The 14,218-nt window shown below is 73.8% G+C and carries 12 protein-coding genes; 8 read left to right on the forward strand and 4 right to left on the reverse strand.

Annotated features, from left to right (window positions below):
• Positions 1-148: 148 nt before the first annotated feature.
• Together CCN29_RS26130 and CCN29_RS26135 are read right to left on the reverse strand one after the other, a co-directional pair.
• A complete protein-coding gene (locus CCN29_RS26130; RefSeq protein ID WP_031018691.1) occupies positions 149-457 on the reverse strand; it encodes a hypothetical protein in 309 nt (102 codons plus the stop codon).
• Positions 458-591: 134 nt separating this feature from the next.
• Positions 592-2,211 carry an MFS transporter gene (locus CCN29_RS26135; RefSeq protein ID WP_031018693.1) on the reverse strand — a complete coding sequence of 540 codons (1,620 nt, stop codon included), beginning with the start codon at positions 2,209-2,211 and terminating at the stop codon, positions 592-594.
• Positions 2,212-2,322: 111 nt separating this feature from the next.
• On the opposite strand from CCN29_RS26135, the gene CCN29_RS26140 reads away from it, so the two are divergent.
• The 3 genes from CCN29_RS26140 (at position 2,323) to CCN29_RS26150 (ending at position 5,223) form a co-directional block, all read left to right on the forward strand.
• Positions 2,323-3,012 carry a TetR family transcriptional regulator gene (locus tag CCN29_RS26140; protein ID WP_086684937.1) on the forward strand — a complete coding sequence of 230 codons (690 nt, stop codon included), beginning with the start codon at positions 2,323-2,325 and terminating at the stop codon, positions 3,010-3,012.
• 54 nt (positions 3,013-3,066) lie between these two features.
• Positions 3,067-4,284, forward strand: a complete 1,218-nt coding sequence (locus CCN29_RS26145; RefSeq protein WP_031018696.1) for an alpha/beta hydrolase — start codon at positions 3,067-3,069, stop codon at positions 4,282-4,284.
• Positions 4,285-4,350: 66 nt separating this feature from the next.
• Complete coding sequence (locus CCN29_RS26150; RefSeq protein ID WP_086684940.1) at positions 4,351-5,223, forward strand: DUF4429 domain-containing protein; 873 nt, start codon at positions 4,351-4,353, stop codon at positions 5,221-5,223.
• A gap of 61 nt (positions 5,224-5,284) precedes the next feature.
• Here CCN29_RS26150 and CCN29_RS26155 read toward each other — a convergent pair whose 3' ends face one another.
• Both CCN29_RS26155 and CCN29_RS26160 read right to left on the reverse strand, forming a co-directional pair.
• Entirely contained in the window at positions 5,285-6,301 is a 1,017-nt protein-coding gene (locus CCN29_RS26155; RefSeq protein ID WP_031018700.1) for an aldo/keto reductase, read from the reverse strand.
• On the reverse strand, positions 6,301-6,762 hold the full coding sequence (locus CCN29_RS26160) for a MerR family transcriptional regulator (protein ID WP_031059923.1): 462 nt from the start codon (positions 6,760-6,762) through the stop codon (positions 6,301-6,303). Before CCN29_RS26160 ends, CCN29_RS26155 begins: the two co-directional genes overlap by 1 nt.
• A 94-nt stretch (positions 6,763-6,856) precedes the next feature.
• On the opposite strand from CCN29_RS26160, the gene CCN29_RS26165 reads away from it, so the two are divergent.
• The 5 genes from CCN29_RS26165 to CCN29_RS26185 all read left to right on the forward strand — a co-directional run bounded on the left by CCN29_RS26165 (position 6,857) and on the right by CCN29_RS26185 (position 14,196).
• A complete protein-coding gene (locus CCN29_RS26165) occupies positions 6,857-7,324 on the forward strand; it encodes a GNAT family N-acetyltransferase (RefSeq protein WP_086684943.1) in 468 nt (155 codons plus the stop codon).
• A gap of 18 nt (positions 7,325-7,342) precedes the next feature.
• The gene (locus tag CCN29_RS26170; protein WP_031018707.1) at positions 7,343-8,164 is read left to right on the forward strand and encodes a serine hydrolase domain-containing protein; all 822 of its coding nucleotides are present in this window, start codon (positions 7,343-7,345) and stop codon (positions 8,162-8,164) included.
• A gap of 147 nt (positions 8,165-8,311) precedes the next feature.
• The gene (locus tag CCN29_RS26175) at positions 8,312-9,292 is read left to right on the forward strand and encodes a hypothetical protein (protein ID WP_031018708.1); all 981 of its coding nucleotides are present in this window, start codon (positions 8,312-8,314) and stop codon (positions 9,290-9,292) included.
• A gap of 57 nt (positions 9,293-9,349) precedes the next feature.
• A complete protein-coding gene (locus CCN29_RS26180) occupies positions 9,350-11,182 on the forward strand; it encodes an HSP90 family protein (protein WP_031018710.1) in 1,833 nt (610 codons plus the stop codon).
• Positions 11,183-11,184: 2 nt separating this feature from the next.
• Positions 11,185-14,196, forward strand: a complete 3,012-nt coding sequence (locus CCN29_RS26185; RefSeq protein ID WP_031018712.1) for a tetratricopeptide repeat protein — start codon at positions 11,185-11,187, stop codon at positions 14,194-14,196.
• Positions 14,197-14,218: the final 22 nt, after the last annotated feature.

Here is a 14,218-nt window from a genome sequence, read left to right on the forward strand (position 1 = left end):
GCAGTTCCCCGCGCCCCTGGGTGGCTGTCCCACCGCCGGCCCGGAAGCGCGGGGAACATCACCGCGTGCCCTGTGGGGCCGAGCTGCAGCAGTGAGGGGGCCTCCGGCTGTTTCGCCGGAGGCCCCCTCACTGCTGCTGTCCACCGGGTCAGAGCATGCCGGTCCCCATGCCGCCTGTCCCGGCCAGCCAGACGATGGCCAGGAGCGTGTCGATCGCGCCGAGGACCAGTGCGATCAGGGCAGGCACCGAGCGGGAGCCCGCCCAGCTGCGGCCCATCGCCAGCCAGCCGCACACCATCGCCACCGGGCCCAGGATGATGCCCAGTACGAAGAAACCGGCGACGGCGCAGATGGCTCCGATGATCCCGAGCGTCGCGCGATCCGGCCCGGACCGTGACCACGTCCGGCCACTGGCCCGAGGGTTCCTGCGCGTTCCGTGTCCGAAGCTCGCCATCATCAACTCCCTGATGGGTTGGTTGACATGGCGGGTACCCCCGCTTCCGTCCTGAATTCCCCTTGTGCGTACGGCGGATGACCGCCGCGGCCCGCCGCACCCCTCCGGCGGCGCTACGCGGCGGTCCTCACGGGACGTCAGATGTGGCCGACGCCCGCGCCCGCCTCCGCGTTCTCACCGCGCTTGGTGAGCAGCGCGACGAAGACGGCGACCGCTGCGACCCCGGCGGCGACCAGCGACGCCAGGCTCATGCCGGAGATGAAGGTGTCGTGGGCGACGTCGGTGATCTTCGCGGCGATCGCCTCGGGAGTGCCCTTGGCCACCGGAGGCACGCCGACCTGGACCGCCTGGGACGCGGCGCCGGTCTGTTCCGGCGTCAGCGGCGGGAGCCCGGCCTTCGCCCAGTTGTCCGGCAGGTCGCCGTCCACCTTGGAGGCCATCACGGCGCCCAGCACGGCGGTGCCGAGGCTGCCGCCGACCTGCATCGCGGACTGCTGGAGACCGCCGGCCACACCGGAGAGCTCCAGCGGCGCGTTGCCCACGATGACCTCGGTGGCGCCGACCATGACGGGGGCGAGGCCGAGGCCGAGCAGCGCGAACCAGACCGACATGGTGAGGCTGCCGGTGCTCTTCTCCAGCGTGGAGATGCCGTACATGGCGAGCGCGGTGCAGGCCATGCCGCCCGCCAGCGGGATCCGCGGGCCGACCTTGGTGATCGCCACGCCCGCGAGCGGGGAGCCGACGATCATCATGCCGGTGAGCGGCAGCAGGTGCAGACCGGCGTCGACCGGGCTGAGGCCGTGCACGTTCTGGAGGTAGAAGGTGACGAAGAACAGGCCGCCCATGAAGGCGATGGCCATGAGGACCATCAGCACCACGCCCGCGGACAGCGGGACGGAGCGGAACAGGCCGAGCGGGATCAGCGGCTCCCGCACCTTCGTCTCCCAGAAGGCGAAGGCGACGAAGCCGACCACCGAGGCGGCGATGAACGCCCAGGTCCTGCCGTCGCCCCAGCCCCATTCGGGCGCCTTGATGAGCGCCCACACGAGGCAGAACATCGCGCCGGACAGCAGGGCGATGCCGGGGATGTCGAAGGAGCGCGGCGCGTTCTCCGCACGGTGGTCGAGCAGGATCCACACGCCGAGCGCGACGGCGAGGACGCCGACGGGCACGTTGATGAAGAACACCGACTGCCAGCTGACGTGCTCGACGAGGACGCCGCCGAGGATCGGGCCGCCGGCGGTGGAGGCGCCGATGACCATGCCCCAGATGCCGATGGCCATGTTGAGCTTCTCGGCGGGGAACGTGGCCCGCAGCAGGCCGAGCGCGGCCGGCATCAGCAGCGCGCCGAACAGGCCCTGGAGAACCCGGAAGACGATGACGAGCGTGATGCTGTCGGACAGGCCGATCGCCCCGGAGGCGGCGGCGAAGCCGACCACGCCGATGAGGAAGGTCTGCCGGTGGCCGAAGCGGTCGCCGAGCTTGCCCGCGGTGATCAGGGACACCGCGAGGGCGAGGAAGTACGCGTTGGTGATCCACTGGACGTCGGCGAGCGTGGCGCCGAGGTCGCTGGCGATGGCCGGGTTGGCGATGGCCACGATGGTGCCGTCCAGGGCCACCATCATCACGCCCACGGCGACGGTGAACAGCGTGAACCAGGGGTGTCCGCGCAGCCCCTTGCCGGGCGTCGCCTCCGACGGGCCGGCCGGCGGGCCGTCCCCCTGTCCCGCCTTGTCGAGGGTGGTCTGACTAGTCATACGTTCGAGGCTAGTGTCAGCCGCTGACACTTGACAAACCATTTCACCGGTCAGTAACTGACAGGACATGCGCCCATAGCCTGAACTGGGCGAACGGTTCAAGGAGGAGCCATGGACACGGTCAGGACCGTCGTGGGCGCGCTGCCACGGCCGGGTCTGCGCGAGCGCAAGAAGCAGCAGACCCGGGACGCCCTGGTCCGGGCCGCCCTGGACCTCATCGTCACCCGCGGGTACGACGGCACGACGGTCGACGACATCGCTGCGGCCGTGGACGTCTCCCAGCGCACCTTCTTCCGCTACTTCGCCAGCAAGGAGGAGGTGGCGCTCTTCGTCCCGGGACTGGCGGAGCAGCGGATCACCGAGGCCGTGCGGGCCCGCCCGCGCGACGAGGCGCCGCTGGAGGCGCTGCGCCGGGCCGTGCTGGACAGCTGGGACGCCATCGGCGAGGCCGTCGGCCGGCTCGTGCCGATGGAGCTGCACATGCGGGTGTACCGGGTCATCGAGTCGACGCCCGCGCTGCTCGCCGCGCATCTGCGCCGGTCGGCGGAGCTGGAGGAGGAGCTGGCGGCCATCATCGCCGCACGCGAGGGGGTGGACGTCGACTCCGATCCGCGGCCGCGCATCCTGGTGGCCGCGTTCGGCGGGGTGATCCGGGTGGCGGAGCGGCTCTGGTCGGCCGGCGACGACCTGAGCGAGGAGGCGCTCCGGGAGCTGATGCGGACCTGCCTGGACCATGTCGGGCCGGCCCTCGCCGCGAACTGGCGTACGGATGCATCCCTGAATCGGCCCCACGAAACGTGATCCCGGTCACTGGATTCCCGCGAGACACTCTCGTTCTCCTAGTGTGTCCTCCCAGTGACTTCCTTCGACACCTCCCCCCAGCTGAACGTGTGGCGGGCGCTGCTGGCGCTCGCCGTGGTCTTCGTGATGCTGGCGACCACCGGCTGGACGGCGCTGCGCCACCAGCGCCACCCCGCTCCCCTCCAGGCCTCGCTCGCGGCGTGGGAGGACGGCCGGGTGGCCGGGAAGCGGCTGCCCGACCCGCAGTCGGCGCCGACGCGACTGGCCCGGTTCTTCGCCTCGCTCACCGCCGCGCAGCGGCTCCGGCTCGCCGAGCGCTTCCCGCTGGCGGTCGGCAACATGAACGGCGCGCCGGTCGAACTGCGCTACCGCGCCAACCGGATCGCGCTGGCCGAGGCCCGCGAGACGGAGCTCAGACGGGTGCACGACAGCCGGCTCACGCCCGACGGCCAGGCGCAGGCGGCCCGCAGGATGGACCGCATCGAGGCGCTGATGCGGCCGGGCCGGCGCATCCTCGCCTTCAACCCGGCGGGCGCCGGGCGCGTCGCCGAGGTCTTCGGCGACCTGCGCCGCGCCGAGCGGGTGTCGGTGGTCGTCCCCGGCGTCGACACCGACCTGCTCACCTTCCAGCGCACCGAGCGCCGGCACTCCGCTCCCGCGGGCATGGCCAAGTCGCTCTACAAGGCCGAGCGGCGGGCCGATCCCGGGACCCGCACGGCCGTCATCGCCTGGGCCGACTACACCGCGCCCAGCGGGCTCGGCATGGACGCGGCCACGGCGATGCGCGCGGAGGAGGGCGCGGACCGGCTGGACGCGCTGGTGCGGGGGCTGCCCGGCCTCGCCCCGGTCTCGCTGTTCTGCCACAGCTACGGCTCGGTGGTCTGCGGGGTGGCCGCGCCCGGACTGCCGGAGCGGGTGTCGGACATCGCCGTGGCCGGCAGCCCGGGGATGCGGGTGGAGCACGCCTCCCAACTGCGCACCACCGCGCGGGTGTGGGCGATGCGGGACGCCGACGACTGGATCCAGGACGTGCCCCACCTGGAGCTCGGCGGACTGGGCCACGGGGCCGACCCGGTGGCCGACGGGTTCGGCGCGCGCGTGCTGTCGGCCCGTGACGCCAAGGGGCACGCCGGGTACTTCGTGCCCGGCACGGACAGCCTGCGCAACTTCGCGGGCATCGGGGTTGGCGCATACACGGCGGTGTCGTGTGCGCGGCGGAACGACATCTGTCTGGCGGGTTTGTCCGGTACGACCCCTACCGGACGCGCGTAGAAGCGGAGATACTGCGGTATGCGTGGGGAGGGGACGGAGAAGCTCGTGCCGCATACGATGAGCCGCATGGGTGACGTACTGGCCGGATTTCATGCCGCCTGGGAGTTCGAGTCCGACTCCGTGCTCATCCGTTACGTACGAGGGATTCGAACACCCAAGCTGTTCCAGGCGCTCGGGGAACGGCGGGTGCCGCTGGAGGCGATCGAGGGCGTGACCCTCTCGCCCGGCAAGCGCGGCACCGTCGTCCTGCGACTGGAGCCCCGGCCGGGTGCGGACCCGCTGATGGAGGCGGCCGCCGGGCAGTTGAAGGAGAGCAGCGACCCCTACCGGCTGGTGCTGCCCGCCGAACGGGAGACGCTCGCCGAGTACTACGCCGACGAACTGCGCGAGCAGCTCACCGAGTCGGGCCCCGCCGAACGCCACCTGGTGGCCGCGCCCGAGGCGCCGCTCCAGTTCAAGGCGTACGACGGCAAGGCGGTCTTCGACGGCACGTCGGTGGCGTTCCGCTGGTTCTGGACGGGGGCGTCCTCGGCGAAGTGGAAGGCCGGCGACCAACGCTTCCCCGTCGCCGAGCTGAGCGGGGTGGAGTGGCGTTCGCCCGAGGTGTTCGAGGGTCATCTGCGGCTGCTGCGCCGGGACACGGCGGTGCCGGCCCCGGCGCAGGCCGACCAGGACCCCGCCGCGGTGGTGTTCGGGCTCGGGTACGGGCCCGTGCACGAGTCGCTGCCGTTCGCGGCGGCGGTGCTGGCCGCGGTGCGGGACTGCTCGGCCGTGCCGGCGATATCGCCTGCGGCGGGCGCGGGGGGTGTGGCGTCCGGCCGGCGCGATCCCGCGGACATCGCCGAGCGGATCCGGCATCTTGGGGAGTTGCACCAGGCGGGTCTGGTGACGGATGAGGAGTTCTCGTCCAAGAAGGCGGAGTTGCTCGCCGAGCTCTGAGGGTTCCTGCGGGTGGGCGGGGGCTTGGCGCGCAGTTCCCCGCGCCCCTTCGGGGCGCCTTCTACTCCCGTCCTGCCGACGTGAACGACATGTCCGCGTAGCGCGTGCCCGCCACCTTGTCCGCGATCGGGTCGAGCAGGGCCAGGTCGGACTCCGTCAGCGTGATGCGGGTGGCCGCCGTGTTCTCGTCGACGCGGGACGGGCTGCGGGTGCCGGGGATGGGGACGACCGGGAGGTCACGGACCGTCGCCTGCTGGTGGACCCAGGCCAGGGCGATCTGCGCGGGGGTCGCGCCGTGGGACTCGGCGACCGTGCGGACCGGCTCCAGCAGGGCCGCGTTGGCCGCCGCGTTGTCGCCGGTGAAGCGCGGCATCGTCCGGCGGAAGTCGTCCTGCGTGAGGTCCTTCGAGGCGTCGGTGAAGGCGCCGGTGAGGAAGCCGCGCCCGAGCGGCGAGTACGGGACGAGGGTGACGCCCAGGTCGCGCGCGGCCGGCACCACGGCGGCCTCGATGTCCCGGCTGAACAGCGACCACTCCGACTGCACGGCGGCGATCGGGTGCACGGCGTGCGCGGCGCGCAGCTCGGCGGCCGTCACCTCGCTGAGGCCCAGCTGCTTCACCTTGCCCTCACGGACCAGCTCGGCCATGACGCCGACGGTCTCCTCGATCGGCACGTTCACGTCGCGCCGGTGCATGTAGTAGAGGTCGATGACGTCGACGTCCAGGCGGCGCAGGCTCGCCTCGACGGCCTGCCGGATGTACGGCGGGTCGTTGCGGACGATGCGCCGGGTCGGGTCGTCCGGCGGGATCGACAGGGCGAACTTGGTGGCGATCAGCACCTCGTCGCGGTGCGCCGCGAGGAACGGGGCGAGGAACCGCTCGTTGTCGCCCGCGCCGTACGCGTCGGCCGTGTCGTAGAGGGTGACGCCCCGCTCCAGGGCGCGTTCCAGGGCCGCCCGGGAGGCGTCCGCGTCGGCGGGGCCGTAGGCGAAGCTCATGCCCATGCAGCCGAGGCCCTGCACGCCCACCTCGGGGCCGCCGGCGCCCAGCGTCGTCGTCGGGACGGTGTGGTCGGTCATCATGCCCTCTCCGAGGCCAGGGCGCGCCCGGCGTCCGCGTAGAAGCTGATCTTGCGGTCCAGGACGGCGAGGGTGCCCTGGAGTTCGGCGATGCGGGCCAGCACGTCCTCGCGGGTCGCCTTGAGCAGCTCGAAGCGCTCGGCGTACGTGTGGTCGCCGGCCCGGACGAGTTCGGCGTAGCGCACCATGTCGGCGACCGGCATGCCGGTCAGGCGGAGCTTGCCGACCAGGGCGAGCCAGTCGAGGTCGCGGTTGGTGTAGCGCCGCTGCCCGGTGTGGGAGCGGTCGATGTGCGGCATGAGCCCGATGCGCTCGTACCAGCGCAGGGTGTGCGCGGTCAGCCCGGTGAGGGCGGCCACCTCGCTGATCGTGTACTTGTCCTTGCCGTCCGGCCGCCGGTCGCCTTGCGGGGGTCCGGCGCAGGTGTCGCTCCTGGTGTCCGTAATCTCCGTCACCGTCATGGCGTCCACGCTAGATCCTTGGAGTGCGCTCCAGGCAAGCGCTGCCGGTGAGAAACGGGCGGTCGTGTCGGGATTCCCCGGCTACCGTGCGGGCATGAGCCCTGCACGCCGAGCGACACCCGACGACGCGGCGGAAGTGCTGCGTCTGCGCCAGGTGATGATCGACTCGATGGCCCGGTCCGACCCGTCCACCGCGTGGCACGCCGAGTCCCTGCCGGTCCTGCGCGAGCGGCTGGCGAAGGACGGCTCCTTCGCCGCGTTCGTCGTGGACCACCCCGAGCGGCCGGGCGCCCTCGCGGCGCTGGTGGCCGGCACGGTCGAGTACCGCATCGGCGGCGCGCACGACCCGCACGGCACCGACGGCTACGTCTTCAGCGTCGCCACCGACCCGGACGCGCGCCGCCGCGGCTACGCGCGCGCCTGCATGGGCGCGCTGCTGGAGTGGTTCCGGGAGCGGGGCGCCCGGCGGGTGCGGCTGACCACGAGCCCGGAGGCGGAGCCGCTGTACCGGTCGCTGGGGTTCACGCCCAAGCCGGACCCCTTGCTGGAGCTCAGGCTGTGAGCGCCTAGGCTCGTCGGCATGTCGCTGAAGAGCCTCGCGTCGATCGAGAACTGGCCGGTTCCCACCGCTGCGGCGGGGGTGGTACGGGCGGACGGCACCGTCCTGGGCACGCACGGTCCGGCCGGGCACCGCTTCCCGCTCGCCTCGGTGACCAAGCCGCTGGCCGCCTACGCGGTGCTCGTGGCGTACGAGGAGGGGGCGGTCGAGCTGGACGAGGCGGCCGGCCCGGACGGCGCCACGGTCCGGCACCTGCTCGCGCACACCTCGGGCCTCGCCTTCGACGAGCACCGGGTCACCTCCGTGCCCGGGGCGCGGCGGCTGTACTCCAACGCCGGGTTCGAGCAGCTGGGCGACCACGTGGAGAAGGCGACGGAGATCCCGTTCGCCGAGTATCTGCGGCAGGCGGTGCTGGAGCCGCTGGGCATGGCGTCCACCTCGCTGGAGGGCTCCCCCGCCAAGGACGGCGTGTCCACGGTGGAGGACCTGCTGCGGTTCGCCGCCGAGGTGCAGGCGCCGCGGCTGCTGGACCCGCGGACGGTGGCCGCGGCGATGACCGTGCAGTACCCGGGCACCAAGGGCGTGCTGCCGGGCTACGGGCACCAGAACCCGAACGACTGGGGTCTCGGCTTCGAGATCCGGGACGGCAAGTCGCCGCACTGGACGGGCGCCTCCTCCTCGCCGCGCACCTTCGGGCACTTCGGCCAGTCGGGCACGTTCCTGTGGATCGACCCGGACGCGGGCGCGGCCTGCGTGGCGCTCACCGACCGGGCGTTCGGGCCTTGGGCGGTCGAGGCGTGGCCGCCGTTCACCGACGCCGTGCTGGCGGAACTGCGCGGCTGACGGCAGCCGTTCGCCCGGATTTGCCGTAATCACCGGCCCCACCTGCGGGGTTGGCATGGTCCCGGTGTGAAAACCCTGTGGAAGCGATGTCACAGGTGCGCCCTATGATGCGCCGAACGATCACGCGGGACCAGGGGAGGGCGCGGCATGTTCGGCAAGCTGTTCGGCAGGGGCGAGGAAGGACCGGGGGCGGATCCGCACGCCCTTCCGGTCCCGCGGCGCAGGAGCGGCGTCCACCCGCTGCGCGCCCTCGGCGACCGGCGGGTGCTGGCGCTGGTGGAGGCGGCCGACGCGGGCGACTGGGAGGGCGTCAAGGAGGCGCTGGCCCCGTTCGACCTGGGCCGTGACCACCAGGTCCTCGGTCAGCTCACGGACATCGGCGGGCTGGAGGAGTGGATCGTCCGCGCCGTCGAGGAGGACAAGGAGCACCGCGCCGAGGCCCTGCTGATCTCCGGGGCGCGGCACATCCACTGGGGCTGGGAGGCGCGCACCGCCGCCCGCGCCGTGGACGTCTCCCAGGAGCAGTGGCGCACCTTCCACGAGCGGCTGCACACCGCCGAGCGGCAGCTTCTCGAGGCCGCCGAGCTGCGCCCCGACTGGATCACGCCGTGGCGTCAGCTGCTCACCTCCGCGCGCGGCATGTCGCTCGGCTCCCCGGTCGCGGAGACCCGGCGCGACGCCGCCCTGCGCCGCGACCCGCTCGACCTGGACGTCCACCTGGCGTGGCTCTCCCAGCTCCAGCCCCGCTGGGGCGGTGAGCCGGGCGAGGCGCTGGAGTTCGCCCGCGCGGCGTTCGCCGCCGCGCCCGACGGCCACCGGCTCGGCTGCGTGGTCGCCATGGCGTACATCGAGGAGTGGGTGGAGTCCGACGACAGCGCGTGCCTCCAGGACCCCCGCATCCGGACCGAGCTGAGGCAGGCCGCGGAGCGCAGCGTCCTGCACCACGCCTACGAGCGCCGCCTGGGCTGGCAGGGCGACTACAACATCTTCGCGATGGCCCTGTCGCTGGCCGGGAGCAGCACCGCCTCCAACGTCTTCCGTGAGCTGGAGGGCGCGTACACCGAGTGGCCGTGGACGTACATGTCCGAGCCGCAGAAGGCGTACGCGCGCTTCCGCAAGGCCTTCTGAGCCCCGGCTCGCCCCGTCCGCCGCCACCGCACGCCTTCTCGACACCCCGGACCGCCGATGACCCTGCCCGACCACACCGCCGACCGCACCTTCCAGGTGGATCTGCGCGGCCTCGTCGACCTGCTCTCCCACCACCTCTACTCCAGCCCCCGCGTCTACCTGCGTGAACTGATGCAGAACGCGGTGGACGCGCTCACCGCCCGGCACGCCCTCGACCCGGCCGCGCCCGCCGGGTCGTTCGGCATCCGGCTGTACGCCGACCGCTCCGTGGTCCGCGTCGAGGACGACGGCGTCGGCCTCACCGAGGCGGATGTGCACACCTTCCTCGCCACCATCGGCCGCAGCAGCAAGCGCGCCGACGGGATCGCCGAGCAACGCGGCGACTTCATCGGCCAGTTCGGCATTGGCCTGCTGTCCTGCTTCCTGGTCGCGGACGAGATCCACGTGGTCAGCCGGTCCGCCCGCACGCCCGGCGCGCCCGCCGTGGAGTGGCGGGGGCGCGGCGACGGCAGCTACACGGTGCGTACCCTGCCCGCCTCCGCGCGGCCCGCCCCCGGCACCACGGTCACGCTCACCCCGCGCGCCGACGCGGCCGAGTGGACCGCACCCGCGCGGGTCCAGCACCTGGCACGGCACTTCGGGTCGCTGCTGCGGCACCCGGTGACCTTCGACGACGGCTCCGGCGGAAGCGCCGTGCCGGTCAACCCGGAGCCGGCGCCCTGGGCGCGGACGTACCCGACGCCGGGCGCCCGGTCCCGCGCGCTGGCCGCGTACGGCGAGGAGGTGTTCGGCTTCACCCCGCTGGACACCCTCGAATTGGACCTGCCGGCGGTGGGTCTGAAGGGCATCGCGTGCGTGCTGCCGGAGGCGGTGCCGGCCGGGCGCCGGCACGGTCACCGGGTGCACGTCAAGGGCATGCTGCTGTCGGAGCAGGCGGAGGAGATCCTGCCCGACTGGGCGTTCTTCGTGCGCTGCGTCGTCGACGCGGAGAGCCTGCGCCCCACGGCCTCCCGCGAGGCCCTGTACGAGGACGACACCCTGGCCGCGGTGCGCGACGCGCTGGCGGAGCGGCTGCGCGCGTGGATCGCCCGGGTCGCCGCCAGCGACCCGGAGCTGCTGCACCGCTTCCTCCAGGCGCACCACCTGTCGGTGAAGTCGCTCGCCGTGCACGACGACGAGATCCTGCGGATGCTGCTGCCGTGGCTGCCGTTCGAGACCACCGACGGACACTGCACGCTCGACGAGTTCGCCCGCACCCACCGCACCGTGCTGGTGACGTCCAGCGTGGAGGAGTTCCGGCAGGTCGCGGCGATCGCGTCGGCCGCCGGGCTCGGCGTGGTCAACGGCGGCTACACCTACGACCGCGAACTGGTGCACCGGCTGCCCGAGATCCGGCCGGAGGTCAGCGTCGCCGACCTGGACCCGGCGACGCTGACCGCGCACCTCGACCCGGTCGACCGGGAGACGGAACTGGCCGCCGCGGCCTACCTCGCGCTGGCCCGCGACGCCCTCGCGGTGTTCGACTGCGACGTGGCGCTGCGCTCCTTCCAGCCGGCCTCCGCGCCCGCCCTCCTCGTCGACAGCCGGGAGGCCCGGCACGAGCGCACCCGCTCCCGGCTCGCCCGTGAGCAGGAGGGCGGCCTGTGGGGCGACATCCTGGGCGCCCTGCAACAGGAGGCACCACGCGCCCAGCTGATCCTCAACCAGCTGAACCCGCTGGTGCGCACCGCCGTCGCGATCGACGAGCCGGAGCTGGCCCGCACCAGCGCCGAGGCCCTGTACGGGCAGGCCGCGCTGCTGTCCCGGCGTCCCCTCAGGCCCGCCGAGTCCAGCCTGATCAACCGCTCCTTCCTCGACCTTCTCGCCCACGCCCTGCGCAAGGACAGCTGACGATGCAGAACCCGCCCCAGACCACCGACGAGCTGTACGCGGCGCTGGGGGAGAACGACCGACTCCCCTACGGCCGCACCCGTACCGTCACCGCCGAGGAACTCGCCGAGGCGGCCGAGCTGTTCGGCGAGCCGGTCCCGCTGATCCACGCCCTGCTGGAGCTCCAGGAGGCGTACACCTACGGCTCGGAGCCGCGGAAGTCGCCGGTGGTGTTCGCCCGGCTGCTGAACCTCTTCGACGAGCAGCCCGACGTGTTCGACGCCCGTCTGCGCCACCAGCTGTTCTGGCGGTTCAAGTGGGTCGCGAACGCCCTGCGCAGCCTGCCCGAGATACCGCTGGCCAGCCTGCGCCAGTGGATGACGGAGATGCGCGACCGCTACGAGAAGGCCGGCCTCGACCTCCAGCCGTACTACGGGCAGGCCTACCAGCTCGCCGCGCACGTCGGTGAGGACACCGACCTCGCCTACGAGTTGTGGGCGGGCCGGACCCGCAGCGCGCTCAGCGACTGCGAGGCGTGCGAGACCTGCGAGCGCGCCCTGTACCACCTGGCGGCGGGCGACGACGAGCGGGCACTGCGCGTCTGGGAGCCGGTGCTCGCGGGCAAGGAGTCCTGCCAGGAGGAGCCGGCCCGCTCCGTCTCGTACGCGCTGCTGCCGCTGCTGCGCACCGGCCGCGCGGACGAGGCGCGCCATCTGCATCTGGCGGGCTACCGCGGCAGCCGCCGCAACCCGTCGATGGCCGGGGAGATCGGCCGTCACCTGGAGTTCTGCGCGCTGACCGGCAACGAGGCGCGCGGCCTGGAGCTGCTGGCGGAGAACCGGAACCTGTTCGACGAGGTGGACTCGCCGCTGGCCCTGCTCGATCTGCTCACGGGCGTGGAGGTGCTGCTCGCCCGGGTGGAGGCGCTGGGCCACGGGGAGCTGCCCGCCGCCGGGTTCCCGGGCCGCAGCTGGACGGTCGCGTCGCTGCGGGCGGAGGTGCGCGACCGCGCCGACGACCTGGCCGCCCGCTTCGACGCCCGCAACGGCACCACGGCGCACGCCGACCGCCGCCGCGTCCGCCTGGAGCGCGCCCCGCTGCTGGAGTCGCTGGAGCTGACCCTGCGCCCGCGCACCCTGGACGACGTGGCCCCGGCGCCCGCCCCGGCCGCGCCCCGGCCGGCCGAGGCGCTTCCCGAGTCGCCGGCCGAACTGATCAGGCGCGCGCGGGAGCTGGACGAGCAGGGGCACCCGGACGCGCACGCCTGCTGGGCGCGGCTGCGCGAGCTCACCGCCGCCGGCGGCTACGTCCACCCGGACGACCCGGACGTGGGCCCGCTGGTGCGGCTGCGCGCCGACCTGCTGGAGGAGGAGGCGACGCTCGCGGACCGCAAGGACCGGCACGAGGAGGCGGCGGCGCTGTACGAGGAGGCCGCGGGCCTGTACGAGGACGCGGGGCTCGCGGGTCACGCGGTGTTCGCCCGGGCGAGCGCGGTGCTCGCGCGGGCGCAGGTGGTTACGCCGGAGGCGGACGGCGTGGGGGCCGACGGCGAGGGGGCGCGTCCTGAAGGTGCGGCGGCCGAGGGGACGCGCCGTGAGGGTGCGGACGCCGAGGCGCGCGCCGCCGCTCAGGCCGACGTGCTGGCCGGGGCGCACGCGGAGCTGGTGCGGCTGCACGAGGGGGCGTCCGGGCTCGCCCCGTTCCTTCAGGCGCGGCTGCTGCGGCTGCGGGTGAGCGCGCGCGGCCTGCGGCTCCAGGCGTCCGGGGACAAGGAGCACGTGGCCCCGGTCCTCGCCGAGGCGGAGCTGCTGTACGACGTCGCCACCCGGCACGGCCTCACCGGGCAGATCGCCGCCGCGCGGCTGCTGCGGGCCACCACGCACGCCATGTCCGGCGACCTGCCCACCGCGCGGGCCGAGGCGGACGGCCTGGTCGGGTTGCTGCGGACGGACGGCCCCGCCTGGCACCTGCCCCGCGCGCTCTCCCTGCTCGGCAAGATCCAGCTCGGCCTGGGGGACGCGGAGACGGCCCACGCGAGCCTCAGCGAGTCGATGCGGCTGGCCGCCGAATGGCCCGCCGAGGGGGTCGACGCCCCGAACGTGCACGGCGAGCTGGCGCAGGCCTGCATGCATCTGGGCCGCCCCGACGAGGCGTTGCGCCATCTGACGCGGGCGGCGGAGCTGGACCTGCGGGCGGGCGACCGGTTCGACGCCTTCTGCGCCTGGAGCAACGCCGCCCAGCTCAGCCTCGACCTGGGCAGGATCGAGGACTGCATCGCCCTGCTCGACTCCCTGCTCGTCGAGCCGGACGTCGTGAACGGCGAGCTGGACGACCGGCTCGTGGCCCAGCTGCGGCTGACCCGTGCCCGCGCGCTGCACGCCGGGGAGGACCTGAAGGCCGCCACGGCGGAGTTCGTGGCCCTCGCGGCCGAGTCGGCCGGCTGGGACGACGACCCGGGCAGCCACGCCATGATCGCCGCCGAGACGGCCGTGCTGCTCGGCGAGGCCGGTGAGTTCGAGCAGGCGCGGGAGGCCGTGGACCGGGCGCTCGCCGCCCACGCCCGCGACCCGCGGTTCGAGATGCTCAGCAACGCCCTGCGGGAGCTGGCCCGCCTCCAGGCGCACCAGCAGGGCCCGGACGGCCTCGCGGGCGCCCGCGCCTTCCTGGACGACGCCGGCCGGGTCGCCGACGCGGCCCGCGCCGCCGGGTACGAGGCGCACGGCCGCCCGCTGGACTCCGCCCTCGCCTACGAGCACGGGCGGGTCAACGCGTACGGAGGCGCCTACGAGGAGTCGCTGGCCGCGCTGGAGAAGGCGCTCGGGCTGATCGGGGAGCCGGGTGAGGACGCCGGGCGGGCCGCCGAGTGGGCGGAGTGCGTGCGGCTGGCCGGTGTCGTGGAGGGCGTCTACCTGGAGCGGCGCGCGGCGGCGCTCGGCCGCGTCGGGGCGGCGGTGGAGCGGCTGGCGTCGCTCGGTCACGGGGAGGCGGCGGAGCCGCTGACGGAGCTGGCGGAGAGGCTGCGGGACGAGGAGTAAGGGGGCCTGGCGGGGGCGGGGC

This window comes from Streptomyces pseudogriseolus (assembly GCA_002154585.1).
Lineage (GTDB): Bacteria > Actinomycetota > Actinomycetes > Streptomycetales > Streptomycetaceae > Streptomyces > Streptomyces pseudogriseolus.

Coding starts and splice junctions, on each gene's coding strand:
- CCN29_RS26135 (WP_031018693.1), bottom strand. CDS start 2,211: ATGACTAGTCAGACCACCCTCGACAAGGCGGGACAGGGGGACGGCCCG.
- CCN29_RS26160 (WP_031059923.1), bottom strand. CDS start 6,762: ATGACGGTGACGGAGATTACGGACACCAGGAGCGACACCTGCGCCGGA.
- CCN29_RS26130 (WP_031018691.1), bottom strand. CDS start 457: ATGATGGCGAGCTTCGGACACGGAACGCGCAGGAACCCTCGGGCCAGT.
- CCN29_RS26185 (WP_031018712.1), top strand. CDS start 11,185: ATGCAGAACCCGCCCCAGACCACCGACGAGCTGTACGCGGCGCTGGGG.
- CCN29_RS26165 (WP_086684943.1), top strand. CDS start 6,857: ATGAGCCCTGCACGCCGAGCGACACCCGACGACGCGGCGGAAGTGCTG.
- CCN29_RS26180 (WP_031018710.1), top strand. CDS start 9,350: ATGACCCTGCCCGACCACACCGCCGACCGCACCTTCCAGGTGGATCTG.
- CCN29_RS26140 (WP_086684937.1), top strand. CDS start 2,323: ATGGACACGGTCAGGACCGTCGTGGGCGCGCTGCCACGGCCGGGTCTG.
- CCN29_RS26155 (WP_031018700.1), bottom strand. CDS start 6,301: ATGACCGACCACACCGTCCCGACGACGACGCTGGGCGCCGGCGGCCCC.
- CCN29_RS26170 (WP_031018707.1), top strand. CDS start 7,343: ATGTCGCTGAAGAGCCTCGCGTCGATCGAGAACTGGCCGGTTCCCACC.
- CCN29_RS26175 (WP_031018708.1), top strand. CDS start 8,312: ATGTTCGGCAAGCTGTTCGGCAGGGGCGAGGAAGGACCGGGGGCGGAT.
- CCN29_RS26150 (WP_086684940.1), top strand. CDS start 4,351: ATGGGTGACGTACTGGCCGGATTTCATGCCGCCTGGGAGTTCGAGTCC.